Origin of the sequence: Shewanella eurypsychrophilus, assembly GCF_007004545.3 — a bacterium.
Taxonomy (GTDB): Bacteria; Pseudomonadota; Gammaproteobacteria; order Enterobacterales; family Shewanellaceae; genus Shewanella; species Shewanella eurypsychrophilus.
This window is the reverse complement of the sequence record NZ_CP045503.2, coordinates 1,853,807-1,878,552: the sequence shown is the minus strand read 5'-3', so window position 1 is coordinate 1,878,552 and position 24,746 is coordinate 1,853,807. Positions and strand designations below refer to the sequence as shown.

The window sequence follows — 24,746 nt, the reverse complement described above, 5'->3', positions numbered from 1 at the left end:
ATGATGAGAGAACAGATTGCCGCTAGCCTTGAACAGGCATTCAGTCAATATGGTTTTGCCGAGCCGGGCGTGGCTCAGCTAAAGACAGCGTGTAACGTCAGCCTGCGGACACTATACAAACACTATCCATCCAAAGAAGCGATGATCGTCGGCGCGCTAGAGTATCGTCATCGAAGATACCTCTCTTTTCTCCTTCATGAGTCTTGTTCAAGTGGTGTGCAGTCTGTGTTGTACATTTTTAGTCAACTTGAAAAGTGGATGCAGGAATTTGCGCCACACGGTTGCCTCTCGATGAACGCGATTGCAGCTTTTCCCGACAACCCGCAAATCAAGGCGGCAGTAGAAAAGCACAAGCAAGATGTACGACAAATTTTAGCTCAGCAAAGCCAGAGAGACGATCTGGCTACTGCGTTGTTTTTACTGCACGAAGGGGTATCAAGCACTTGGCCCTTACTGGGTAAAGAGGCGGTACACTCAGCCCAAAAAGTGCTCCTACAACTTTTAAAGGAAGATTCATGATGACTGAGATCCCAAAAACTATGAAAGGTGTCCAGCTTATCGGTCATGGCGGCCTTGAAATGCTCCAGTACCGTGATGATATTCCGGTTCCTACGCCCACTTCAAATGAAGTGCTTATCTGTGTCTCTGCCGCAGGTGTGAACAATACCGATATCAACACAAGAACGGCTTGGTACTCAAAAAGCGATGCAAACAGTACTGATGCAAGCTGGTCTGGTAACACCTTAGTTTTTCCACGCATTCAAGGCGCTGATGTCTGCGGCACCATTGTGGCCGTCGGTGATAAGGTCAATAGCAAGCGTATTGGAGAGCGAGTGATTATAGAACCTTGCCTTAGAGCCGCTAAGGGTCAAACACTTAACTCACCTTGGTACTATGGCTCAGAATGTGATGGTGGATTTGCGCAATACACCCTTGTCGATTCCCAGCATGCTTATGCAGTGAATAGCCCTCTGTCTGATACTGAGTTAGCGTCATTTCCTTGCTCTTACTCAACTGCTGAGAATATGCTGACACGATCAAATGTCACATCACAAGACACAGTACTTATATCTGGCGCTTCTGGCGGAGTTGGCTCGGCAGCCATTCAGCTTGCCAAAGCGCGCGGCGCACATGTTATTGCCATCACCAGTCCAAGCAAAAATCAGCAGCTACTGGAGCTTGGCGCAGATCGAGTCGTAGCCCGAGATGCTGATTTAATCGAAGTGCTAGGTGAAAACAGTATTGATGTGATTATCGATCTGGTCGCAGGCAAGCAGTGGCCGCAGTTTTTACAAGTGTTAAAGCCAGGCAGTCGATACGCCGTTTCTGGTGCGATTGGCGGAGCCTTAGTTGACTTGGATGTCAGGACCCTTTATCTGAAAGATTTAAGCTTTTTTGGCTGTACTGTGCTTGATGCTGGCGTATTCCAAAATTTAGTTAACTGTATTGAACAAGGTAAAATTCGTCCGCTCGTCGCACACACATTCCCACTGGAAGAGATAAATATCGCTCAAGAGAGATTCTTGGCAAAACAGCACATAGGAAAAATTGTTTTAAAAATATAAGATCTACCTGTATGACCTCCCAAAGGTGACTAGCCTCTGCTAGGCCTTTGGGTAAAAGTAAAAACTATGCTCGATATTCAGGGTAATCGATATAGCCCTCCTCGCCACCACCATAAAGAGTCAGGCGAGCATCGGCATCAAACTGAGCGAGCGGCCAATCGTTTTTAAAGCGAGCGACTAAATCAGGGTTGGTCACATAAGGCGTACCAAATGCCACGAGATCGGCATACTTGTTCTTAAGTAGAAGGTGCGCGCTCTCTTTGGTTAACTTACCAGCAACCATGATGGGGTTGGGATAAACAGCCCTAACCTGTTGGCGAAACGATTCCGGCACTTCAATATGGCGAGATATGTTCTCTGAAAAATGGACATAAGCCAAATTCATTTTAGCCATTTTCTCAAGCGCTTTTAGCATCATATCGACAATGTCAGTATCTTCGTCAGCGAAGCCTTCAATCACATGGGGTGACACCCGAACAGCCACTTTATCGCTGCCTATCTCATCGGCAACCGCTTTAAGTGTCTCGAGCATGAAACGCATACGATTCTCTTGGCTGCCACCGTATTGGTCATCACGCTGATTACTCACTAAACGCATAAAAGTATCAAACAGATAACCGTGAGCGGCGTGGATCTCGACGCCATCGAAACCCGCTTCCATGGCATTTTTAGCCGCTTGGACGAAATCTGCAATGGTATCTTCAATGTCTTGCAAGCTCATCGCTTTAGGCTGCTCGGTCTCTATCATGCCAAAACCATCTTCCAATGGACCAAAGACTTGGTCCGGCACTTTTATCGCCGAAGGTGCCAACGGCTGTGAGCCGGAAATACTCGAATGGCTACGACGGCCAACATGCCAAAGTTGGATAAATGTTTTACTGCCTTCGTCATGAATCGCCTTTGTGGCCTTCTTCCAACCCTCTATATGTGCTTGTGTGTAGATGCCAGGTGTCATCGAATAACCGCGGCCGACTGCGGATATTGGTGCCCCTTCAGTCACTACTATGCCTGCATTGGCGCGCTGTTTATAATAAGTAGCCATCATATCATTAGGCACATCACCAGGCTGAGTGGTACGAGAGCGTGTCATTGGTGCCATCACGATACGGTTTTTTGCTTTAAGTAAGCTATTGCTTATCGCTTCAAAAATCATCATTAACCTCAACTTGATAAACGGGGTAATCGGTTAAGCCTTGCTCATCGCCACCAAAGAGCGTCTCTGCAATGTGCTCTGCTAATGGGTAGCCATTTTGAATACGACTCGCAAGATCTGGGTTCGCGACATATGGACGGCCAAAACCAATCATGTCAGCAAGACCTGCATCAATTGCCTGCTCAGCCTTTTCAGCGTTATAACGACCTGCGTAGATTAATACGCCTTGGTATGCTTCTCTCAGCGCTTTTTTGAACGAAACGGGTGTATCCGGTGCATCATCCCAGTCAACTTCGGCAATATGCAGATAGACAATGTTATGGCTATTGAGAAGCGCAGCTGCTGCAGTATAGGTATCAATAGGATTAGCATCGACGGTGCCATTGAGTGTGGTCAGCGGCGCAAGACGTACGCCGACTCGCTCAGAGCCGATAGCATCGACCATAGCTGCGACCACCTCATCGAGAAAACGAAGACGATTTCCTAAGCTGCCACCATACTCATCGGTACGGTTATTGGCCTCTGAATCGATAAACTGATTAATGAGATACCCGTTGGCAGCATGGAGTTCTATGCCATCAAAACCCGCTTCAATTGCATTTAGCGCAGCTCGGCGGTACTGCTCAACCACCTGCGCAATCTCTGTAACTGTCATCTCTCTTGGCTTAACTGCTGCAACAAAGCCTGGCTCGCTGGTACCATTATCAATAAATACTTTAACGTTTTCGGCTTGTATCGCCGATGAGGAGACAGGCTGCTGACCACCAATATTATCTGGATGAGTCACACGGCCCACATGCCAAAGCTGAGCGAAAATTGCGCCGCCTTTAGCATGTACGGCATCAGTGACTTTCTTCCAGCCGGTGATCTGCTCCGGCGTGTAGATCCCCGGCGTCCAGGCATAACCTTTACCCATGGAGGAGATTTGTGTGCCCTCTGAAACGATCAAGCCAGCTGTAGCACGCTGTGCATAGTAAGTTGTCATCATATCATTAGCCAGATCACCAGGTTGGCTAGCGCGAGAGCGCGTCATTGGTGGCATAACAATACGATTGTTAAGGGAGATATTGCCGAGTTGAATCGGCTGAAACAGTGAAGTGGTCATGATGTGCCCTCTCAATAAGTTGAGGGCATATTACCAAGTTTTCTAACAATCATTTATAGCAAAAACAACAAATGATTATTGTCAAATTTGCAAAAATAAAGATAGAAGTGGTCAGTTATATTTATATATTATAGTGAGAGCTTAGGCTGGATAAAATCAATAAACGCCGAAATACGTTTGGCAACGGAAGAGGAGCGGTAAAATACCGCGTTTATCTGCTCCCTACCCGTGTTGATGAGCTTCTCAGGCTCTAGCAATGGCACTAATCGCCCCTCTTCGAGATCTTTTTTCACCATAAAGCCAGATAAACAGGCGATGCCATTACCCGCTAAAACCAGTTGCCGAACCGTTTCTCCATTACTGGAGGCAAAGGTAGGCGTTATCGCTTCAAAGCCTTTAATCGGCCACTGATTGAGTACTTTTGGACCCGAAAAACCTATAGTGTCATGACTATTGATCTCACTGACCTGCCTAGGAAAGCCTCTCCGAGAGAGGTACTCCGGTGATGCAACAATATAGAGTAAGCTTTTTCCTAGTGGGCGGGCATGAAGGGTTGAATCAGTTAACAGTCCAATGCGAATGGCAACATCGGTCTTCTTTTCTAATAGATCGACAAAGCCTTCGTTAGAGGTGAGCTCAAGCTGGATATCCGGATACGCTTGATTAAATCCTTGCATCAGTGGCACCAACTGATGAAACACAAACGGACTGGCCGCATCGACACGTAAACGCCCTTGGGGTAACTCCCCGCGCGCGATGAGTTCCTCTTCCGCTTGCTGCATCTGCTGTAAGCCAATACGTACAGCTTCAACAAATTGACGACCTTCATCGGTGAGCTCAACACGCCGGGTCGTGCGATTGAGGATCGATACACCTAGTTGCTTTTCTACTTTACTCACGGCCCGTGACACGCGCGCGACTTGAATATCTAATGCATCTGCCGCCGCTGAAAAGCCGCCACAGTCCACAACGGTAAGTAAAATCTCTAAATCATCAGAACGGGTTAACATTCAATTATCTCGCCTAGCGCAGCTTATTACTCATATTTATAGCAAAAGTAATTCACTAAATATACTGTTTTTAGCAAGGTTACTAAATGGTAACTGGTTGTTTAGTCACTGACTAATACCTATAGTTCCTAGTATGAATTTTTCACGTGAAAGAGAATAATTATGGCAAGTTCAAACAAACTTAAGGCTGGCGGTGAATTTCCTGCGATAGAGGCTACGCTGTTAGATGGATCAACTGTCACCTTAGGTAAACCACAAGGCGATGCAAGCTGGCAGGCCGTGTTTGTCTACCGAGGTAAGCATTGCCCGCTATGTACGCGCTACCTTAATGCTCTTGAAGGTTTTAAACAGGCATTTTCTGAGGCTGGAGTGGAGATCCTCGCGGTATCTGCGGACTCAAAACCTCAGTTAGAAACCCATTTAACCCAGCTTAATATCAGTTTCCCTATCGCCTATGGCTTGAGTGAAGCACAGATGAAAACGCTTGGCTTGTACATCTCATTGCCACGTTCAGAGCAAGAGACAGATCATAAGTTTGCTGAGCCTGGTTTATTTGTGGTTAACGAGCATGGAAAGTTACATGTGGTCGATATATCAAATAACCCGTTTGTTCGTCCTGAGTTAGGTGCCCTAGCGAATGGACTTAATTGGACCCGCGATCCTAACAACAATTACCCTATACGTGGTACGTCTGACGACTAAACAAGCTATTAGCTTGATAAGCAATCATGAAAATACCATCCATATTAGCTGGTATGTTCATGATTATCGTTTACCTCCGCACTTGGATCTGGTTGGTCTCAGACCAAATTCGCAAGTCATCTAATATGGCTAACGCGCTGCGACCAAAGTCGGTCAACTCATAGCTAACCGCAATCGGACGGTCGCTGATCACTTTTCTGATCACCATATTTTCATCTTCTAACTCTTTAAGACGCTGATCGACCATTTTTTTACTCGCTCCACCCAGCATTCGCACTAAATCATTAAAGCGAACCGGGCCATCTTTTAGGTGGTAAATGATCGAGCCCTTCCATTTAGCTCCAAGAATACGCATGCCCTTCTCTATCGCACAGGGTTCAACACACACATTGGTTACCGTCTTGCGGCCTCTGGTATCAGACTTTACTTCTGCTTTCATCACAGCCTCACGTAGGTAACTAACAGTACACTAGTCTAGTTTACACCAAAGGTTTGCATAGGAAACCATCAAACTCACTCAAAAAGCTAAATGAGCTAAATGAGCTAAATGCTTAGGCATAAACAAGACTGCTAATTTCAAGGCTTTGTAGAGCAAGAAAACTATTGTAATACTAACGTTTGGATGGGTGAGTCCAGGCAAACTTTTCAAATGGTACATCTGGCGTAGTGCCTGCTAATGCGTTAGTAAAATTTGAGATCAACTTTGCAGATAATCCCGTCAACACTTCCAGAGCTTGGCGTTTTGTATAGCCTGCATCAAAGAAATCCTGCAAACACTCACCACCAACATGACCACGATTATCTAATAAGGCCTTGGTAAAATCGTGCAATGCTTGAAGCTTCTCATCAGGAATAACATCACCCTCTCTAAGCGCTTCGATAACTCCATCTGGCATTTTTGCTGCTTTCATCATCCAGGTATGGCCCGGCACACAATACTGACAATTGTTCTCAAAATTTGCAGTCATAAAGACAACTTGCTGCTCCAGCGGGCTGAAAGTCGTCTGCTTCATAAACAGTTCAAATGTGGTGTTATAGGCTTCATATGTTGCTGGTGCTTCGGCTAAAATAGCGTGTAGATTTGGCAGCATGCCAAAACCTTTTAGCGACTGCTCTACAAGCCTTTTAGAATCTTCAGGTGCTGTACCTGCTGTATAATATGTAAATTGACTCATAATACTTTCCATTAGTTAATAACGATAATACCAATTGATATAAGCTGGTTACTTCTTCTGTTCCACGATAAAAGCTGTCACTTGCGTATCACCAGAATTAGTCACTTGATGTGTCCATGCTTGATGCCACATAACGAAACCATCTGGTATCACCATCTTGGTTGCTAAGCCATTTTCAGTAATCGTCAGATCTCCCCCTTTCTCGAAGTAAACCGTTTCATCATTATGTCTATGTGTGATATCAGCTTCGCCAGGCTCTAATACCATTTTTAATACCAGTACCTGATCGTTTTCCAGGATCACTTCATACTGTTCGGGAGATTCAATATCGGCTCGTTGATGTTCATCTTTAAGCTGAGCTTGGGCAGCAAGTGCTAACCCTAACCCAGTCAAACCGGCCATCAATTGGATAGTTCGAGTTTTCATCATTAAGTCTTAAAAATTTTCGTTGATATGGGCTTCAAAGCGTTTGAAGTCATTTTCAACGTCGGCATTTTTCATAACATCGAAACTTGCAAAGGTTGGCAGGGCTGACATACCAAAGAAACGGAAGTTAGCATGCATGTGGAACATTAAGTCATCGACGCTCTTACCTTGGAATAGGAACTCACTGTCATCGTTAAATGACTCTTCAGGTGCGTTCAGTGTTAATGACAGCATGTATTTAGTATTAGTACGAGTACCACCTGTGCCATAATTTTTCTTTGGTTCCTCAGCTGTACGTCCATCAAAATCACACAGTCCTCCGCCCATACCAGCGGTAAATACTTCATCCATGTATTTCTTGAATGACCAAGGTATTGTCATCCAGTTGACTGGGCTTTGCAGAATCACTTGATCTGCCCACTCAAAATGTGCCAATTGCTCTTCTACTACAATTTCATCCTGCATAGTCACAACACGTACGTCATGGCCTTTAGCTGCTAATTGGGTTTGAGCCTTATCTACAAGAGTAGCGTTAAGCTTACCTTCAGAGAATGGTGAAGGTTCGTGTGCGTTGATGATTAGTACATTACTCATTTTATGATCCTAGGTTCAATTAAGTGATTAAGCGGACAAATGCTTGATGCCCTTGATTGTGGTATATTATGGCAACCTAAGAACTTAAGTCAACCAGTATACTTTTAGTAACCTTTAGTGGAGGTTTAATCATCTATCAGAATACCAAGCAAAAACAGAGGATTAAAAAAGGATTTTTTATTTGTTTTCAGCTTAACAATGACGGATCGCAGTGAGGCGTAGATGTGAAAGGTGATGCTAGTTGTAAATAAACTGCACCGTACTCCATGATAAGGCAAAGCCAAGGAAGCATAGCCACCCATTCTAAGAGGAAGCATAGCCACCCATTCTAAGTATCTTTCGTTTATAGGAAGCATAGCCACCCATTCTAAGTATCTTTCGTTTATAGCTTTATATGACTTTTTAGGAAAGAGTCAAAACTGAGGTGATTATGGGCAAGACTGTCTGGATTTTAGCCAGGTGACTAAAATTTATAAATTATAAGGTGATTTCCCTAGATTCAAGCACAAGAAAGGCCAAACTTAGATTCGGTCTGCTATTTTTTTAAGGTGTACTATTTACTTGGTCATTAACTGTTTGTTAGCTGCTATCGAGCCACCTCAGGCAATTAGCTGCCCCTTGTCTGCGTTTTCGCTCTAAGTGCTCGCAATAGACACCTAACTCTTGAACTGTACCGACTGGCCCTTTAAACAAGCGACTAAATTCGGTGGTGAGTTTCAGCCAGTTTTCCTGAGGGATGTTGAGTCTATTAAGTATTTTTTGTGATTCAGGACTAATCGCGCCTCGTTTATCGGCTCTGATTATTCGTCCTGTTTCATCAACCAGTTGTAGGTATTCATTAGCGCTGAACATGAGTCCTTTAACCATCTCTTTTTGCTCATTGCCTACAAAGGGTAAAAGTGCTTCGGGTTGCTCTCCCTTTATTGCTGCTTTGATGCGTTTTTGAATACTGGTGAAATCTGAGGTTTCAGGGGTGTCAGCGACCTTGGCTCGAATTGGGTTGAGGTCAACATAGGCCATACAAGCCAGAACCGCTGTTTCATCCAATAACGCTTGGGATTTGAAACGCCCCTCCCAAAATCGCCCAGTACAACCATCCTCTTTATTCGCTCTCCTGGCAATCGGTTCATTCAATGCGCGCATAAACCAACTAATATCACTAAGCCGACTTCGATACTGAGCAATAGAGTGTTTTAGGCCTGCAACCTCAAAGCTTTCAATCACCTCTCCTTGAGCAAACTTCTGAGTAATGTCAGTGCCTTTGAACAGTTGATGCCAGTGCTCTACCACCTCTCTATCTGTCCATGAATTAGCTTCAAAGATATCGACTCTCAATACCAAGTGAAGATGGTTAGACATTACAGCATAAGCTGCTACATCAATCGCAAACACTTCGGCTAACTCAAGAATTCTTGACTCAACCCAGTCTCGACGATGTTCATATGATTTGCCCGTGTATTTATCGACTCCCGTGAGCCAGGATTGCCGCACACATTTCGAAATACAGTGGTAAAACGGTGTATCTTCGATACTGACTAATGTGCTTCTGGGTCTAGCCATAACAACCTCAATGCAAGAGAGACTATTTAAGCTTAGTCGCCGCTCAATAAAGCGGTAATAATTATGGGTGGCTATGTTAAAGGGAGGCTTTCATTCAAAGCCTACTCACTTTGGGCCAAACAACCGAGACATTCACTCTAATAGTAGCAACTAATTTTAGTTATTTTGGCGCTGACAATGTTGGGTGTCATAGTTGTTATACACGCGCAACTTGAATATCTAATGCTTCAGCGGCAGCTGAAAAACCACCACTATCAACAAAGGCAAGTATAATATCTAAATCATCATAACGGGTCAGCATTCACTTTTCTCTAATGCACTTGCCAATTAACTCCATTTAAATCAACAGTCATTCACTATGAACACTTTTTTAAAAAAATTGTTCTAATCACAACTCTTCATATCTTAGTTATTAAATGCATTTAAGGTCAGCTTGTTAACCTTGAACCATCACATATCTATTTGTTGTAAATAGTTTTTTGTTACCTATCTTATGAGGTTAAACATGATTTTCATCAAATAATTACTTGTATGGAAAATAAACTTCACCTCAATGAATATTTTTATTTGTATTTTTGAAAAAGTGGTGTAAATTACGCCGCCTTATCTAGTTCAAACTTGTATTGATAGATAGATGTCATAGTCTGATCCAGGTCATGTTACCTGAGTCATTGTGTTGTTTATTTTGAGTACTCTACACCTCCCCAAGCCAGCCCTGGCCCAAGATCTTTAGAGCATTCCGTTTTATTAAGAGATCCAATTGAAAATTTTATTCTTGATGTACCCGTGGGAAAACATCGAACCAGAAACCGATACGACAATTCGGTTGATCCATGAATGCGTTGCGCGCGGCCATACTGTGGCACTGGCTACCACGAGCAATTTAACCATGCGCGACAGTGAAGCGAGTGCATTTTGCCGGGTGTTTAGCAAAGAACAGCCGACACCCAGCAATATCGTGTCATTTTATAAAAAAGCGCAATTTAAAAAACTGCGATTACCGCTGGCAGGTTTTGACAGCATAATTATGCGTGCCAATCCACCACTAGACACCATTGCACTTAATTTCCTTGATTCAGTGCGTGATGATGTCTTTATCATGAACGATATTGATGGTCTACGTATAGCGAACAATAAACTGTATACCGCGTCATTTGACGATCCAACCAACCAGTTCATTCCGGTGACTCATGTGTCAAAAACACCTGAGTATTTAGAGGAGGTGCTGCGAGAGTCAAAGACCGACAAGATGATTATGAAGCCGCTCGACGGCTTTGGCGGCCAAGGTGTCATCTTGGTGGAGAAGACGGCGCAAAAGAGTTTTCACTCTTTGCTCGAGTTCTACATCAACAGCGGCAATGGCGGGAACTACGTTATTTTGCAAGAGTATGTCGAAGGTGCAGAGCAAGGTGATGTACGCATTTTAATGCTAAACGGTGAACCTATTGGCGCAATGAAGCGCATCCCTGCATCTGGCGAAGTGCGCTCAAATATTCATGCCGGTGGCAGTGTGGTCAAGCATACGCTAACCAAGAATGAGAAAGCCCTTTGTAAGCATATTGGCCCTAAGCTGGTACGTGATGGCTTGTTCTTTGTCGGGATTGACGTGATTAACGAGAAGTTGATTGAAGTTAACGTGCAAAGCCCTGGCGGGATCATGCGGATTAATAAGTTGAACAAGGTTAAGCTTCAGAAGAAAGTCATTGATTTTATTGAAAGTGTCGTCAATGCCAAAGAAGCGTTAAACATCAGAAAAACAGCGTTTAGAAAGGCTATTGACCATGCTCAGATTAACTGAAAAAGAGTGTATTAGTTTAATCAACAAAGGTGAGTGCTTTCACGCTGAGGTCGATGCTGGTTCATTCATCGTTAAGATTGATGAATACTCGCCTGTGGTATGCACGGCAATTCATAACGGCCACCGCCTGCGAGCAGACCTAAACAAGAGCTTCTTACTCACCAAGTCTGAGCGATTTTATGAAGAAGACCCGTACACTGATGAGTTATTGTCATCTTTTCCAATCGTAATGATTGGCAACGATTCACGTTTTGAATACGACTTAAATCGCCCTAAAGCACTGTCGACCTATTTTAAAACCGCATGGGACAAGCAAGTTTGGCAAAAGCCGTTAACGCCAAAGCAGCGCAGTGAGAGTCATGCTAAACATCAGTCATTTTATAATGTACTTGAGGCTCTCATTACTCGTTTAGAAAAGCAGTTTAAAAACAGTATTGTGTTTGATGTGCACTCATACAATCATCAGCGTATCGAAGCCAACACGCCGACGTTTAACATAGGTACCAGTCAGATTGATATCGAGCGTTGGGGCGCGACTTGCCATCATTTTGAAAAGCAGCTGAGCCAGATAAAGCTACCGAATCTCGATGTGCGGGCTGCCACTGATGAAGTGTTTCAAGGACGCGGTTATCTGATTGCTCATATTAACGCGCACTTTGATAACACCTTGGTGTTGCCTGTAGAAGTGAAAAAAGTGTTTATGGATGAAACCACAGGTGAGTTGTATCCCTTGGTTTTAGAGGAGTTAAAAGCGGGCGTTAAACAAGCGATATCAGAAACGGCAGCATACTTTATGCGCCGCTTTGGCAAGCGTAAGTCGTTTAGGAATGTCGACCTATTATCGTCGACCTTACCGCCAGAGATCTTATCACTTGATAAGAGCTTGTTTAAGTTGGCCAATAACGTCGCGACACTGAAATATATCAATCCGATTAATATCGCTAGTGAACGTAAAAAATTCTTGGCCCGTAAAGGAGCTGTTGCGCCTGAATTTAACTACAAACAGCTGAATTTGAATCCTTATCAGTTTAGGGAACAGCTGTATAAGTTACCGGTTGAAAACGTTATGGATGCCGATATTCAACAGCTATATCGCCATGTGATTGACAATTTAGCGACCAAGATTGACCTACTTTGCTCTATTGGCACCGATGACTTTGTCTATAACTCGCTTAAATATTATGGCCAGCCAGATAAAGACGATATTGCCAATGCAGAATTCTTGCTGCGTGCACCGGCCATTGTGGGCGATGATGAGGCGCCTATATTTGATGCTGATTATGCGGTTAAGTCATTCCAAAAGCAGGCGGATGCGTGGGGACTTAAGTGTAAGGTAGAGAAGTCATCTCGTATTGTTGCTAAAGCGATGGTGAACAATGAAAAGGGCTGTCTGTTAATTAATAAAGAGGCCATGTTCACCGCTAAAGAGCTCATCGCATTTGCATATCATGAGCTTGGAGTGCACATGTTGACCACAATTAATGCTAGGAGCCAGCCATTACGGGTATTGTCTCTTGGCCTAGTGGGCAATACGCACACTCAAGAGGGAGTAGCGATTTACAGCGAGTATTGCTCGGGTAACTTAACCCTGAACCGATTGAAAATATTAGCGATGCGAGTGATAGCGGTTAATTTAATGCTTGAGCAAGGTGATTTTTCGATGACCTACCAAACACTCATGCGGGAATATGGCCAAACAACAGAGCAAGCATTTACCTTGACCACGCGAGTCTATCGAGGGGGTGGCTTTACTAAAGACTTCCTTTATCTAAAAGGCTTTAGAGATATAGTGAATTTGAGTAAAACTATGCCACTGGATAACTTACTAGTAGGGAAAGCGGGCTTACTCGACTTGCCTATTATCAGCGAAATGGTTGAACGAAACATGCTTGAAAAACCAGTACCGCTATTTGCATTGCAGCATACTGTTACGCCCGAAACTGCCGTTATCGACTATTTAGTCTCTGCGATCCGCTAAATATTTGTACAAGCTCAAATTGAAAATGTTGATGTTAGTTTAAGTGAGCACGAGTGCTGAGATTTCAAGACTAACAAGCTTTGGGTAAAGCTATTCACCACGGAGAACACTGAGGGCACGGAGAGGAGCAACAGCTAAAAGCCTTAATCCTACTCCAGCTTAACCTCAGTGCTCTGCGTGTAGCGAAGCGCTCCGTGGCGCAAAGTTCTTATCTCTGTTGTTCAACACAAGAACAAAACAATAGAAAGGCCAACAACAGAATGTAAAACCAGCCTTCATTCCAAGGCTAGCCAAATCTATAGCCAGGTAAATCTATAGCCACATTTATATCCAGAAGAAGAGGTCATACTGCGCTGACAGTAGCTTCACACTCATGGCTATCGACATGGTGACCACCAGAGGCTTAATTATTTTAGTACCCTTGGTGACCACCATACGAGAACCTAATGTTGCGCCAATGGCCTGGCCAACCAGCATGATGCCACCGAGTAGCCAAAATACCTTGCCGCCAATGGCGAAGAAGATCAGTGATGCGATATTGGTCGAAAAATTTAACACCTTGGCATGAGCAGTGGCTTTGGCTAGGCCGTATCCTGCTAATGAGACAAACGCCAATGCAAAGAAGCTACCTGTACCTGGGCCAAAGAAGCCATCATACAAGCCCACACCAAAGGCTGCGGTGAAGCCGAACATGATGGGAGTCATAACCTGATGCTTATCCTCTTCACTGATCTTTTTCGAAAATAGAAAGTAACCGCCAATACCTAAGATCAAAAATGGTAATAATGTCTCCAAGAAGGCTGTATCAATCATCTGTACGGCGATGGTACCAAGGGCTGAGCCAACAAACGCTAAACCGATAGCCAATTTCATCTCACTGAGTTTCACCATGCCTTTACGCACAAAATAAAGGCTGGCAAAAAAGCTACCGCCACAGGCTTGTAGCTTGTTGGTCGCCAGTGCAGCAGTAGGCGGAAGACCTGCCCACATAAGTGCTGGAATAGTAATTAAACCACCGCCTCCTGCAATTGCGTCGATAAAGCCTGCCAGCATTGCCACGCCAAACAGGAGTGCAACAAGTTCATAGGATAGTTCCAATGGCATAGATAAGTCTCATAAAACATAAGTTCACAATAATGATGCTATTAGACGATATTTGCACAAGATGCGCAAAGGAGTTATCGTCCGCTTAGTGTGAGATAATCTCACACTAATAAAATAAATAGGTGGCTCATGCACACAAGTCTTCCTCCACTGAACTCACTTTTGGCCTTTGAGTCAGCAGCGAGACATCTGAGCTTTAGTAAGGCGGCAGATGAGCTTTTTGTCACTCATGGTGCTGTCAGTAAACAAGTCAAGGGACTGGAAACCTACCTTGGTGTCCCTCTGTTTATCCGGCAACATAGAAAATTGTTGCTCACTGACGATGCGCAGCGCTACCTGATCCAAGTTCAATCGGCTCTACAAACCATTAATCATGCGACCGATGAGATTAAATCGCAACAGATGCGAGCTCAGACACTCGCTATCAATGTGTTACCTAGCTTGACCATTAACTGGTTCATTCCTCGTATGGAAGAGTTTAAGCGGCGTCACCCTCATCTTTATGTGGATCTCTCTATTGGCGATTTTGCCGTAGATTTTGATAATAGCCGTTGTGATATCGCTATCAGAAGTGCCCAACATGAGCCAACGGGTGTTAACTTTATCAAACTGATGGACGAAGACCTTTGTTTAGTGTGCGCACCTCAATTAGCTGAACAGCTCAAACGCCTAGAGGACATCAACAAGATGACCTTGCTTAAACACACCACAAGGCCTGAACTTTGGCCTTACTGGTCGCAGCAGGTTGGATTAACCCTGACCACGGACAAAAAGTTTGGCATGGAGCACTTCTATATGCTGAGTCAAGCTGCAGCCGGTGGTATGGGAGTCGCACTTATTCCAAGATTTTTTATCGAAGAGCAACTGGCTGATGGTAGCTTAGTGATCCCCTTCGATGCGGGCTTTACCAGCCCCTATGTGTATTATCTGCTGACACCAAAGTCGAGTAACTTACCGCTTAAAGCACAAGCCTTTATCGATTGGGTTTTGGAGATATTTGCCCCCTATCGTAACTAGTCCCTTCCAGCTAAAAACTGGATTCCGGCCACAAGCATACCGGAATGACCTGTGGTTTTGATTCGCTTTAGACTTATAACTTTCTCTGCTCTATCTCGAGACTTATAGCTTTCTCCGCTCTATCTCGAACTCGAACTGATATGACCCCCTAAAAGTGGACACCTTATATAAGCGATAAGGTGCCATGAAAATAATAACTCGTAAGACCCACACAGCAGCCTTCAAATTGGCTGCTGTTCAACAATCCTTAAACTCTCCCGATACAGTAAAGGCTTTAGCTGGTAAATTAGGTATCCATCCCGCTTTGCTCAGTAAATGGAGAGCTCAATTGACGTCGAAGAAACACACTTCTAAACCTATTAAAAATGTCGGTCCTAATAAGGGGCTAGCTGAACTTGAACGTGAAAACCGTGGGCTAAAAAAACGATTAGAGCGTGCAGAGTTGGAGAACGATATCTTAAAAAAGGCGAAGGAGTTCTTCGACAAACACCAGGGATAAAGTTTCAGTTTATCCAAGGTTATTGCTCAACTCGAAGAACGATAAAATTGCTCTGTGATATTTTTGGTGTATCTCGCTCAGGCTATTACAGCTGGCTTGTTCGTAAGCCTTCTCAACGCGATAAAGATAACGAAGTACTGTCTGACTTTCTCAAAGAAAAGATAGCTGAGCACAGGAGCATAGCGGGTTATAGGAAGTTATGGCTGGATGCTGTAGCTAATGGTTTCGATTGTAATAAAAAGCGAGTACAAAGCTTGTTACAGGTGTTTGATTACAGGTCTAAAGCATGTAAAAGGAAGTTCGGTGTAGTGAAGCCTAGGTTGATTGAAACAAGAGCGCCGAATTACTTAAACAGAGAGTTTGAAGTAGCTAAACCTAATACTGTTTGGGTATCAGATATTACACAAATTAGGTGCAAAGAGGGCTGGCAGTATCTATGTGTCATCATCGATTTGTACTCACGTAAAGTGGTGGGCTGGGCAACGAGCTACATAAATTCGAGCGAACTGGTGATGAAGTCACTCAAACAAGCTTGGGTAGAACGAAGGCCAAATGGGAGTGAGCTGATGTTTCACTCTGACCAGGGGGCTCAATACAGAAGCTTTGAAGTACTTAAGTGGCTAACGAAGCGTAAGGTCACAGTGAGTATGTCGAGAAAGGGGAATTGCTGGGATAATGCTTGCTCAGAAAGCTTTTTTGCTCAGTTAAAGAAAGAATGGTTCTCTAACTTAGAAGAGCTAAGCAGAAAAGAAATGACAACACAGTGTCGATTTTATATCGATGATTATTATAATATGGTGAGAAGACATGGGACTCTAAATGGAGTGAGTCCCATAGTATTTGAATCAAGAATTTAAACCCTGTGTCCACTTTACTGGGGTCATATCAACCTCGCACCTCGCACCTCGCACCTCGCACCTCGCAGAGTATCAAGCATAAAAAAGGAGAAACTCAAAACAAGCTTCTCCTTTAAACATGACGACTCTTACTGATGTATTAAATTAATTTCTCTACAACATCAAAAGCTTCTAGGTAATTTGTACCTGGTGCCGCATCAAATTCGAAATTAAGCACCTTAAGACAAGTATTGAAAGTCTTTTCACCAAACCACGCTTTATCGAAGGAGTGCAGCGCATTAATTATCCCCTCTTGACCGCCATTTCCCTGAAGAGAAACTGGCGCTAAGGTAGAGATAAAGCTCGCCACGAGTCCATACAAATCTCTTTCGGCATCGCCTTCAGCGGCCCAAAGCTTAGGATCAGCATAACGACTGGCGTAATGACTGGTCGCTATATCCAATCCAATACCAAAATTGACTAGAATGGCTTTTTCTTGATTACAGATAATATTTTTAGGACAGAGTGCACCATGATAAATATCCATCTGATGCATATATTGCAGGCCAGAAAGCAATTGGGTAAACCACATCGCAGGTTGACCGATCTGGATATCAGCGAGTTCATCGAGAGAAACACCATATTCCCAAGCTCTGGCAATGAACAGTGATTCGCTTTGAGGCAACTGACCGAATGCCAGCACTTTTTCAACATGTGGGTGATAGAGCTTAGAGAGGCTACGATATAGGCTGCTTAACGTTGGCCACTTAGCTTCGACCTTAGTGTAAACCGAGACTCCACAACTATATTGTCCCTGCAAGTGAGTCGCTCGCCAAAACTGGCTACGCTCAGTCGCATTGATAAACTGTTCTAAACGATAGTGATGGTCAATAATAGCACCCGTTTCGATCTTAATTCGCTCAGGAAGCGTATCACACACACCATTGTCAATGACTGCCGATAAGTCACAACGCAGCGCATCAAGATCAACCGTGCCTCCCTTCGCCGCAAGTTGATACCATTGATAAATACGTGGCTGCTTAGTTTGTTCGGCTAAGGTCAAGAAACCTGCCGAGTAGGCCTGTATATCTTGATTGGAATTAACACTATCTTTGATATCGATAAATTCAACATCACCCTGATCCGACACAAAGACACAATTATCAGTCCAACCACCAACGGTATATCCCCGACGATGGATCTGCTGCAAACCAGAAACTGAACGCCTTAATATTTCCAGTAATTGATAGGTCGTTAACTTCTCTACCTCGAGGATATTAAGTGGCACCCCACGTGGCATGCGGATCGGTAATACCAGTTGCTCGCCATCTTGAATCAGGGGGGCACAGTAAGGCACTCCGCTGCAACCAGTAAGTGCTTGCAAACGTTTAAATTCAGCTCTTAACTGGTTTTCGTGAATCTCTGATTGCTCTTTATCAGCAAACTGGTTTGGGGTAAGAATTTTAAGTAGCCAAGGCGCTGTCCAGCCACCTGGATTATATTCTGCCTGCCAGACCTCTAAACCGCTCTGAATAAATAGGCATTTTAGCTTGGTAAAATCCTGAATTTTATTATTACGTTGCTCAACAAGTGCAACCTGGCCTATGGTTTTAAGCACCATCTCTTTTTGCTCATCTGTCACCTGATGGCTGCGTGGCGCTGTAAGTCCCCACTCTTTGGTGAGCGCTGCGACAATTTGCTGTGGCGTATAGATACTCAAAGAACCTTGCTGTTTCTCGAGCTCAATCTCCTCCCCTTTACGCCCAGTCACAAACACCATGCCCTGACACCAAGGAGCATAGACGCCAACTGGGATCTTGTGCTTGACGTTACCCGCTAAAACACGAGCAACATAGTTCGCTTTAGCCAAACTGTTATCGACCTGCCTGCCATCTAAAGACCAGGCATGAAGACCCGCATCTAACCGTCCAATATAACCTTTTACATCGACAACATAGACCCCCCACTCGCCGATAACCAGCGCATCGACCTCCATCGCTTGGCCAGATTTAGTCGGGATCTCTACATTGGTAAGGAGTATGTAATTATCGGGTAGCTCATCGGCTAATAAGGAAAATGCCCAGCGCTCGGCATCATTGACTGGCGTTCCGAAACTTATCTGCTTTGCCATTCTCTTTTCCTTGTGTGGCTATTGACCTATCCGGTTCATCTAATGGGAAATAGCCCCCATGTTAACCAGGTTGGCGTCATGTAAACAATTTGCCACCATGATGAATTACAGACATAAAAAAAGCCACTCAAATGGCGGCTTAATATAAAAAATTCTCATCTCATGGCTTAGTCATGAAACCGCCACGCAGTGGCATCAATCGTGAAACACAGTAGATCGACTCACGACATTAACCAGAATAAGCTCTACAGGAAATATTAGCTTCAATCTAGCAATAGCTTTATCAAATGAGTGGAACCGCCACAAAGTGGCATCAATCGAGATGCGCAGCAGATCGATTAGTGCTTACAGTCTGCACCGCACTCATGACCGTCATCTTCGTCAGCAAAATCATCATCGCCTTCTTGATGCTGCATGACACCCCAACCATCGGTTGCACCGCCAAATTCTTCTGCAAATGTGTTTAGCTGAAGCTCTTGATCAACAATGGCTTGATATTCAGGAACCATAGGCACACAAACGATAAGTTCCCACTTACCAACTTCATCGTTAAGCTGAAGTTCCATCTCGCCTTCAAGCTCCAACTTTGCCAGCTCTTCAGTCGCCGATTCAGCATCACGCTGATCATCAAAAACCAAGAAAAAATCAACATCGAGTTGCTTAGTTAAATCAATACCAGCTTCAGCCATCGCTGCGAGCATTTTGCCATTGTCGTCATCAGGAAATTGCATTACTTACTCCGTTTATTCAGTACCGGGTCAAGACTCATCACTAGGACTATGAAGCAGCAACGATCTGCACTGTTTCACCATTAAATGAGACTACTTCACCCGCTCTCACTTTCTTACGTTTACGGGTCTCTACTTCACCGTCAACGGTTACCTTGCCTTCACTAATAACAAATTTGGCTTCACCGCCCCCGCCAATCATGGCTTGGACTTTCAAAATCTTATATAGCTCTATGTATTCTTCACCTGGCAACAAGGCCAAGGTTTCTATTTGTGCTGTCACACGATTTACCTTTAAACAAAAATATCACTGAGATTATAGCATTCGTAGTCGACAAGGATAATCCCCATCATGATCTTTCGTGGCTAAGAAGCCCATAGGAACAATCATCGATCCAGCTATCATCGACTCTGTAGTTATCTCTTAAAATGCCTTCGAGCTTAAAACCGTTTTTCTCGAGCACTTTGGCCGATGCGATATTATCTTTAGCACATAAGCCGATAAACTTATGTACGTTAAAACTCAAACACGCCCAGTCAATAACCGCTTTAAGACTTTCAGTGGCATAGCCTTTACCATGACCAGAAGTTGCTAACATGTAGCCTACCTCTGCATGGGCACAATCGAAGTTTGCACAGTAAAGACCTGTAAAACCGATCAATGTCTTGGTATCGACCTCTTCAATAACGAGTGTCAACCAATCACCAGATTCATAGGTCCAAGGCGCTAATCTATGCTCGAACTTTTTCAGGATCACTGACTCTTCGTCGGGTCGGCGAACAAACTGATTAATAATAGGGTCTTGATGAGTTTGGAGAAAAAACTCCCAATCATCGCGCCTTAGACTGCGTAATCTAAGCCTATCGGTATAAAGTTCGAGCATAAAGTACTTCCTAATTGACTATATCGGCAATTATCCGCGGCTTGTCACTTCAAGCAGGTGAAAACCAAATTGTGTCTTAACAGGGCCTTGTACTTCATTCAATGGCGCATTGAATACCACTTCGTCAAACTCTTTAACCATCATGCCTGGACCAAAAGAGCCAAGATCGCCACCTTGAGCACTTGATGGACAAGATGAGTTAGCTTTAGCAACATCACCAAAATCAGCACCGGCTAAGATTTCCTGCTTAAGTGACTCACATTTCTCTTCACTGCTAACGAGTAGATGTCTTGCTGTGGCTTGTACCATGATATAACTCCTAAATTTTTGACAACTTGCCAATTGATCTATACACAGTATAGAAAGTGACAATAAAATAATTAATCCAAATCAAACATCTTGAATGCTTGGCTTCACAAGGTGAAGCACACTATTTAATCCCGTAGGGAGTAAATAAACCCAGCTAGTATATTGATAAAAGCTGGGTTTAAAAAGTTTTTCTCTTATCTAGTGCAATATTGGTAGCACGCTAAGTGATCACTTCTGAGTTTTTATCCAATGATGAACCTTTGACTCCATCACAGCCATTGGCAGTGAACCTGAAGTTAAGATCTGATCATGGAAGGCTTTTAAATCGAACTTATTGCCTAATGCAGCTTCAGCTTCGGCTCGAAGAGATAAAATTTTAAGTTGGCCAACTTTATAAGACAGCGCCTGACCAGGTATTGCCATGTAACGCTCAACTTCTGCAATGATGTCAGACTCCGCCATTGGCGAGTTATCTTTCATATACTGAATCGCTTGCTCACGGGTCCAACCTTTAGCGTGCAGACCAGTATCGACCACTAGACGCATAGCACGAAGCATCTCATCAGAAAGCTTGCCGAAGTATTGGTAAGGGTCGTTAAATAAGCCCATTTCCATACCAAGATACTCGGCATAGAGCGCCCAACCTTCTTCAAATGCGGTATAGCCACTGAAACGTTGAAACTCAGGGACTCCGGTTAACTCTTGCTTGATGGCAATTTGGAAATGATGTCCTGGTGCAGCCTCATGCAAAGATAGGGTTGTCATTCCCCATTTAGGCTGTGCTTTTAAGTTATACGTGTTGATATAGAACACACCTGGACGTGACCCGTCGACAGCAGGAGATTCATAAGAAGCCCCAGCTGCTGATTGCTCACGAAAACTTTCGACTGGCTTCACTACATAATCAGCCTTCGGCTGCACATTAAAATACTTAGGCAATTCGGCATTAATTTGATCTTTAAGGGTCATATACCCATCGATAAGACCTTGACGCTCGGTGAAGAAATATTGCGGCTCAGATGAAAGAGAGGCGAAGAATGCTTTAAGATCACCTTCAAACTTAACTTGCTCACGTACTGTATCCATCTCAGAAAGAATACGAGCCACTTCGCTCAGACCAATTTGATGGATTTCATCCACTGACATCTGGGTAGTAGTGTGGGTATTAGCCAAATGCTGATACCAAATTTTGCCATTGGGTAAGCCCCACCAACCGTCACTCGCCCGTGCTACTGGCAGGTATGTAGTCTCGAAATACGCGGTTAAGGAGGCTAATGCCGGAATTAACTCTTGATTGATGAGTTTGGTGTATTTTGCCGTTAATTCTGCTTTATCTGTATCAGAGAAACTCGTCGGCAAATTATTTATCGGTGCGTAAAATAAACTTTTACTGGCATCATCGACAAGCTGCGCTTGAAGTTGAGGGATAATACGTTCGACAAGTACCCGTGGCAATACGACCTTGCTCCTTGCACCTTCATCCATACGCTCCTGAGCAAGTGTGGTCCAGGTTATAAACCCGCTTAGACGCGATGCCCAGTTATTGTAATCTTCCACTGTGTTGAATGGCTGTGCGCTCTCTCCACTACCAAGTTGCACCATACTGATCACAGTGCTGTAAAACTGGTTCATAGGCATGAAACGAGACGGGAAGGTTTCGTCTATTAGCTCAATATTCCTGTCATAGGCAAACATATCATAACTAAGCTGTAACTCAGGAGATAGAGCATCTCTATTGATCTTCTCTACTCTCGCCAAATAGCTGGTATTAAGATCGTGACGTGTCTTTAAATACTCTTCAGTTAAATCGCCACCGAACTGATCGTTATAGTCATTAACACCAACAAAGGTGGCATAAATGGGCTCGAGCTTTAAGTAATCGTTGAAGAAGTCGTCGACCAAGGCAAGATACGCTTGCTCAACTGACAGCGCTTGCTTTTCACTAGGCTGACTCGGATCAGCAACAGCTGTTGAAACCGAGTTACTTGTCACTGTGTTCTCAGAGTTATTATTTTCTGAACAACCACTTACTCCCAGAACTAACCCTATGGATACGGCTAATAAAGCTCTTCTCATTTGTTTCTTTTCCTTTATTCGGTGCAATTGCTTGTTATTTTCTATACTTATTGCAAACGTGTAAATATTTGCGCTGTCACTTTCACATTTTACTTAGTCGGAACGCTTAGGAGCCAGGCAATGATCTATTCATTTCGAAACTCAGGATTTAGAGATCCCGAAACTGGTGTCTATAACCAAACCTACTTCATGGAGGTGTTTAATCGCGAATGGCATCGCCATATACGCGATCACCAAAGTCTTGCACTATTGTATCTTTGCCCGCACATACATGAAACAGTTAAGCAACCTCATCTGCTTGAATTTTTTATGAAACAGGTACAAGAAGCAATACTAAGAACAACAGATCTTGTCGCTAGGCTCAACAATAACAGCTTTGCATTAGGATTATTCAATATCGATGAGGAAGGCACTCAAGTTGTACTACAGAGAATAGAAGAGAAAATCAAAGTATTTAACTTAGAATATGGCAGGCAACATACCAGCTATGTTGATTATGAATTAGCAGGCTACACCTGTACTCCGGCTAGAAATGTCAGTATTGAACTGATATTTCAAGATGTGGAGCAATTAACCCACGAGCTTGAGATGGAAAAAGGCAGGCATATTGAGTTAAGACGAATGCAATAATAGAAGGTTCTAGGTTCTAGGTTCTAGGTTCTAGGTTCTAGGTTCTAAAAAGCATAACGAAAATCTATGCCCATCCCTAGTAAATCTTTATAAAAGTTTGATACCACGGATGGCGGAAATGCCAAGAAATGAATGGAACATTTATGGCCAAACACAAAAAAGCCCCTTTCGGGGCTTTTCATTACTCATTTTAATCAGTAAAAATTACAGAGTCACGTTATGAACACGTGCTTTCTCTTTGATGTAAGAGATATAACTTTTTGCTGAACGAGCCGTCTTCTTATCTTTCGCCGCTTTCAAAGCGCGAGAATAAGCAGACTTGTATTGCTTAAGGTTTAAATAAGCCAATGCTAGCTCAAATTGAGCTTCACCTGGATTATCTATACCTGCATCCAATGATTTCTTCAGTGCAGCAACAGCAGCTTTTGACTTGTCATCTAGAGACAGGATTCGGCCCTGACGTAGATAGTACTTGCCGTTATTGCCAGCTTCAGCAGCTTTGCCATAATAAAGAGCAGCTTCTTTCAACTCTTTCGAGTTGTGATAGAAACCAGCCAAAATCGCAAGAGTTTTCTCATCCTCTTTGATCAAGCCTGACTTCATATGCTTTTCATATATTTTGGCAGCACGGTATGGCGAACCATTCTGTGCTAATAGCTGAGATAAGCGAGTCACATTACCCGCGGTCTCTAAAAAGCCATTCTTGTAAGCAAGGTCATAAGTTGCTAAAGACTTAGTATACTTTTCAGTCATCAGATAAAACTGAGCTAACTGAACCCAAAGACGTTTATCGTCCTGGAAAAGTGGCACCATGGTCTCTAACACTTGAACCGCTTCAGGATACTTCTTTTGGTTGAAGTAAGCCGTCAGCTTCATCTGATACAGGCCTTTATCTGGCTTGTTAGAAAGCGATAAACCTTTATCAGCGACTTCAAGAACTTTAGCCCAGTTCTTCTGCTCTGAATAACCGATACCGATACGACGGTAGACTTGAGCATCCTCTTTACAGGTAAACTCCATCCACTTGTAGTAATAAGTAATCGATTCTTTAAACTGCTTCTCTTGGATCAAGAGATCAGCATAAAGTCTCAAGGTTGCAGCATGATCTGTTCCACCTAAAATATTAGCGTCAACGGCAGTCTTAAGGTACTTAATTGCTGTACCCATCTGAGCTTTTTCGGCATAGAAATTACCCAACATACGGGCAATGTACGCTTTATCAAAACTGTTCTTAGCATTAGCTTCAAGTAAGATAGCGATTGCAGCGTCGACGTCACCTTCAGTGTAAGCTTCGAAAGATTTTTGCACTTTCTTAGCAGCACTTTGACCAACAGCTTTAGATTTACGCTTCTCGATTGGACACTTCTCTGCGGCAGATGCCGCAGGAATGACAGCTAGGCTTCCGCCAAGAGAAAGCAATAATGCAGCTGCAATACTAGTCGTTTTAAAACTTAGTTTACGCATCA

At 43.6% G+C, this 24,746-nt stretch carries 24 protein-coding genes and 1 pseudogene; 8 read left to right on the top strand and 17 right to left on the bottom strand.

All coding sequences use genetic code 11. The annotated features are described in order from the left end of the window. Complete coding sequence (locus tag FM038_RS07895) at positions 1–519, top strand: TetR/AcrR family transcriptional regulator (RefSeq protein WP_142872734.1); 519 nt, start codon at positions 1–3, stop codon at positions 517–519. Beyond that, positions 519–1,565 carry an alcohol dehydrogenase family protein gene (locus FM038_RS07890; RefSeq protein ID WP_199242743.1) on the top strand — a complete coding sequence of 349 codons (1,047 nt, stop codon included), beginning with the start codon at positions 519–521 and terminating at the stop codon, positions 1,563–1,565. The genes FM038_RS07895 and FM038_RS07890 overlap by 1 nt, the downstream gene beginning before the upstream one ends. Before the next feature lie 64 nt (positions 1,566–1,629). Here the strand turns inward: FM038_RS07890 and FM038_RS07885 are convergent, their stop codons facing one another. The 3 genes from FM038_RS07885 to FM038_RS07875 all read right to left on the bottom strand — a co-directional run bounded on the left by FM038_RS07885 (position 1,630) and on the right by FM038_RS07875 (position 4,833). Then, positions 1,630–2,721, bottom strand: a complete 1,092-nt coding sequence (locus FM038_RS07885; RefSeq protein ID WP_199242733.1) for an alkene reductase — start codon at positions 2,719–2,721, stop codon at positions 1,630–1,632. Continuing rightward, the gene (locus FM038_RS07880) at positions 2,708–3,823 is read right to left on the bottom strand and encodes an alkene reductase (RefSeq protein WP_142872732.1); all 1,116 of its coding nucleotides are present in this window, start codon (positions 3,821–3,823) and stop codon (positions 2,708–2,710) included. The genes FM038_RS07885 and FM038_RS07880 overlap by 14 nt, the downstream gene beginning before the upstream one ends. 128 nt (positions 3,824–3,951) lie before the next feature. Next, positions 3,952–4,833 carry a LysR family transcriptional regulator gene (locus tag FM038_RS07875; protein WP_142872731.1) on the bottom strand — a complete coding sequence of 294 codons (882 nt, stop codon included), beginning with the start codon at positions 4,831–4,833 and terminating at the stop codon, positions 3,952–3,954. 162 nt (positions 4,834–4,995) lie between these two features. Between FM038_RS07875 and FM038_RS07870 the strand changes: the two genes are divergently transcribed. Beyond that, a complete protein-coding gene (locus FM038_RS07870) occupies positions 4,996–5,535 on the top strand; it encodes a redoxin domain-containing protein (protein WP_142872730.1) in 540 nt (179 codons plus the stop codon). A gap of 70 nt (positions 5,536–5,605) precedes the next feature. On the opposite strand, the gene FM038_RS07865 is transcribed toward FM038_RS07870, so the two are convergent. The 6 genes and pseudogenes from FM038_RS07865 to FM038_RS07840 form a co-directional block, all read right to left on the bottom strand. Then, on the bottom strand, positions 5,606–5,974 hold the full coding sequence (locus FM038_RS07865) for a winged helix-turn-helix transcriptional regulator (protein WP_142872729.1): 369 nt from the start codon (positions 5,972–5,974) through the stop codon (positions 5,606–5,608). Positions 5,975–6,146: 172 nt separating this feature from the next. Next, positions 6,147–6,710 carry a carboxymuconolactone decarboxylase family protein gene (locus FM038_RS07860; protein ID WP_185965775.1) on the bottom strand — a complete coding sequence of 188 codons (564 nt, stop codon included), beginning with the start codon at positions 6,708–6,710 and terminating at the stop codon, positions 6,147–6,149. Positions 6,711–6,758: 48 nt separating this feature from the next. Further along, positions 6,759–7,136: a cupin domain-containing protein gene (locus FM038_RS07855; RefSeq protein ID WP_142872728.1), complete on the bottom strand. Its 378-nt coding sequence runs from the start codon at positions 7,134–7,136 to the stop codon at positions 6,759–6,761. 9 nt (positions 7,137–7,145) lie between these two features. Beyond that, complete coding sequence (locus tag FM038_RS07850) at positions 7,146–7,730, bottom strand: NAD(P)H-dependent oxidoreductase (RefSeq protein WP_142872727.1); 585 nt, start codon at positions 7,728–7,730, stop codon at positions 7,146–7,148. Between the two features lie 579 nt (positions 7,731–8,309). Beyond that, complete coding sequence (locus FM038_RS07845) at positions 8,310–9,290, bottom strand: transposase (RefSeq protein WP_142872726.1); 981 nt, start codon at positions 9,288–9,290, stop codon at positions 8,310–8,312. 199 nt (positions 9,291–9,489) lie between these two features. Further along, a pseudogene (locus tag FM038_RS07840) lies at positions 9,490–9,591 on the bottom strand (LysR family transcriptional regulator); the annotation flags it as partial. A gap of 459 nt (positions 9,592–10,050) precedes the next feature. Between FM038_RS07840 and gshB the strand changes: the two are divergent. Further along, positions 10,051–11,088, top strand: coding sequence for a glutathione synthase (gene gshB, locus FM038_RS07835; protein ID WP_142872725.1), 1,038 nt, complete (start codon positions 10,051–10,053; stop codon positions 11,086–11,088). Then, positions 11,072–13,066: a flavohemoglobin expression-modulating QEGLA motif protein gene (locus FM038_RS07830; RefSeq protein WP_142872724.1), complete on the top strand. Its 1,995-nt coding sequence runs from the start codon at positions 11,072–11,074 to the stop codon at positions 13,064–13,066. The genes gshB and FM038_RS07830 overlap by 17 nt, the downstream gene beginning before the upstream one ends. 324 nt (positions 13,067–13,390) lie before the next feature. Here FM038_RS07830 and FM038_RS07825 read toward each other — a convergent pair whose 3' ends face one another. After that, positions 13,391–14,170 carry a TSUP family transporter gene (locus tag FM038_RS07825; RefSeq protein WP_142872723.1) on the bottom strand — a complete coding sequence of 260 codons (780 nt, stop codon included), beginning with the start codon at positions 14,168–14,170 and terminating at the stop codon, positions 13,391–13,393. 129 nt (positions 14,171–14,299) lie between these two features. On the opposite strand from FM038_RS07825, the gene gcvA reads away from it, so the two are divergent. After that, positions 14,300–15,187, top strand: a complete 888-nt coding sequence (gene gcvA, locus FM038_RS07820; protein ID WP_142872722.1) for a transcriptional regulator GcvA — start codon at positions 14,300–14,302, stop codon at positions 15,185–15,187. 184 nt (positions 15,188–15,371) lie between these two features. After that, a protein-coding gene (locus FM038_RS07815) for an IS3 family transposase (protein ID WP_142872721.1) occupies positions 15,372–16,543 on the top strand; the annotation gives its coding sequence in 2 pieces (ribosomal slippage) (positions 15,372–15,642 and positions 15,642–16,543; 1,173 coding nt in all). A 139-nt stretch (positions 16,544–16,682) separates the two neighbouring features. On the opposite strand, the gene FM038_RS07810 is transcribed toward FM038_RS07815, so the two are convergent. The 6 genes from FM038_RS07810 to FM038_RS07785 all read right to left on the bottom strand — a co-directional run bounded on the left by FM038_RS07810 (position 16,683) and on the right by FM038_RS07785 (position 22,650). Then, on the bottom strand, positions 16,683–18,653 hold the full coding sequence (locus FM038_RS07810) for an NERD domain-containing protein kinase family protein (RefSeq protein ID WP_142872720.1): 1,971 nt from the start codon (positions 18,651–18,653) through the stop codon (positions 16,683–16,685). 338 nt (positions 18,654–18,991) lie between these two features. Next, complete coding sequence (locus FM038_RS07805) at positions 18,992–19,384, bottom strand: ribonuclease E inhibitor RraB (RefSeq protein WP_142872719.1); 393 nt, start codon at positions 19,382–19,384, stop codon at positions 18,992–18,994. A 46-nt stretch (positions 19,385–19,430) separates the two neighbouring features. After that, entirely contained in the window at positions 19,431–19,664 is a 234-nt protein-coding gene (locus FM038_RS07800; RefSeq protein ID WP_142872718.1) for an RNA-binding S4 domain-containing protein, read from the bottom strand. 67 nt (positions 19,665–19,731) lie between these two features. Beyond that, entirely contained in the window at positions 19,732–20,265 is a 534-nt protein-coding gene (locus FM038_RS07795) for a GNAT family N-acetyltransferase (protein WP_142872717.1), read from the bottom strand. 30 nt (positions 20,266–20,295) lie between these two features. Further along, complete coding sequence (locus FM038_RS07790; protein ID WP_142872716.1) at positions 20,296–20,574, bottom strand: peptidylprolyl isomerase; 279 nt, start codon at positions 20,572–20,574, stop codon at positions 20,296–20,298. A 228-nt stretch (positions 20,575–20,802) separates the two neighbouring features. Further along, entirely contained in the window at positions 20,803–22,650 is a 1,848-nt protein-coding gene (locus FM038_RS07785; RefSeq protein ID WP_142872715.1) for a DUF885 domain-containing protein, read from the bottom strand. 120 nt (positions 22,651–22,770) lie between these two features. On the opposite strand from FM038_RS07785, the gene FM038_RS07780 reads away from it, so the two are divergent. Continuing rightward, on the top strand, positions 22,771–23,280 hold the full coding sequence (locus tag FM038_RS07780) for a diguanylate cyclase domain-containing protein (RefSeq protein ID WP_142872714.1): 510 nt from the start codon (positions 22,771–22,773) through the stop codon (positions 23,278–23,280). A gap of 204 nt (positions 23,281–23,484) precedes the next feature. Here the strand turns inward: FM038_RS07780 and FM038_RS07775 are convergent, their stop codons facing one another. Continuing rightward, positions 23,485–24,744: a tetratricopeptide repeat protein gene (locus tag FM038_RS07775; protein ID WP_142872976.1), complete on the bottom strand. Its 1,260-nt coding sequence runs from the start codon at positions 24,742–24,744 to the stop codon at positions 23,485–23,487. Positions 24,745–24,746 lie beyond the last annotated feature (2 nt).

Bases quoted from the DNA above. Each gene is read 5' to 3' on its own strand.
- FM038_RS07825 (WP_142872723.1), bottom strand. From the start codon at position 14,170: ATGCCATTGGAACTATCCTATGAACTTGTTGCACTCCTGTTTGGCGTG.
- FM038_RS07895 (WP_142872734.1), top strand. From the start codon at position 1: ATGATGAGAGAACAGATTGCCGCTAGCCTTGAACAGGCATTCAGTCAA.
- FM038_RS07870 (WP_142872730.1), top strand. From the start codon at position 4,996: ATGGCAAGTTCAAACAAACTTAAGGCTGGCGGTGAATTTCCTGCGATA.
- FM038_RS07865 (WP_142872729.1), bottom strand. From the start codon at position 5,974: ATGAAAGCAGAAGTAAAGTCTGATACCAGAGGCCGCAAGACGGTAACC.
- FM038_RS07780 (WP_142872714.1), top strand. From the start codon at position 22,771: ATGATCTATTCATTTCGAAACTCAGGATTTAGAGATCCCGAAACTGGT.
- FM038_RS07810 (WP_142872720.1), bottom strand. From the start codon at position 18,653: ATGGCAAAGCAGATAAGTTTCGGAACGCCAGTCAATGATGCCGAGCGC.
- FM038_RS07795 (WP_142872717.1), bottom strand. From the start codon at position 20,265: ATGCTCGAACTTTATACCGATAGGCTTAGATTACGCAGTCTAAGGCGC.
- FM038_RS07885 (WP_199242733.1), bottom strand. From the start codon at position 2,721: ATGATGATTTTTGAAGCGATAAGCAATAGCTTACTTAAAGCAAAAAAC.
- FM038_RS07850 (WP_142872727.1), bottom strand. From the start codon at position 7,730: ATGAGTAATGTACTAATCATCAACGCACACGAACCTTCACCATTCTCT.
- FM038_RS07845 (WP_142872726.1), bottom strand. From the start codon at position 9,290: ATGGCTAGACCCAGAAGCACATTAGTCAGTATCGAAGATACACCGTTT.
- FM038_RS07805 (WP_142872719.1), bottom strand. From the start codon at position 19,384: ATGCAATTTCCTGATGACGACAATGGCAAAATGCTCGCAGCGATGGCT.
- FM038_RS07775 (WP_142872976.1), bottom strand. From the start codon at position 24,744: ATGCGTAAACTAAGTTTTAAAACGACTAGTATTGCAGCTGCATTATTG.
- gcvA (WP_142872722.1), top strand. From the start codon at position 14,300: ATGCACACAAGTCTTCCTCCACTGAACTCACTTTTGGCCTTTGAGTCA.
- FM038_RS07855 (WP_142872728.1), bottom strand. From the start codon at position 7,136: ATGAAAACTCGAACTATCCAATTGATGGCCGGTTTGACTGGGTTAGGG.
- FM038_RS07785 (WP_142872715.1), bottom strand. From the start codon at position 22,650: ATGAGAAGAGCTTTATTAGCCGTATCCATAGGGTTAGTTCTGGGAGTA.
- FM038_RS07860 (WP_185965775.1), bottom strand. From the start codon at position 6,710: ATGAGTCAATTTACATATTATACAGCAGGTACAGCACCTGAAGATTCT.
- FM038_RS07830 (WP_142872724.1), top strand. From the start codon at position 11,072: ATGCTCAGATTAACTGAAAAAGAGTGTATTAGTTTAATCAACAAAGGT.
- FM038_RS07790 (WP_142872716.1), bottom strand. From the start codon at position 20,574: ATGGTACAAGCCACAGCAAGACATCTACTCGTTAGCAGTGAAGAGAAA.
- FM038_RS07890 (WP_199242743.1), top strand. From the start codon at position 519: ATGACTGAGATCCCAAAAACTATGAAAGGTGTCCAGCTTATCGGTCAT.
- FM038_RS07880 (WP_142872732.1), bottom strand. From the start codon at position 3,823: ATGACCACTTCACTGTTTCAGCCGATTCAACTCGGCAATATCTCCCTT.
- FM038_RS07875 (WP_142872731.1), bottom strand. From the start codon at position 4,833: ATGTTAACCCGTTCTGATGATTTAGAGATTTTACTTACCGTTGTGGAC.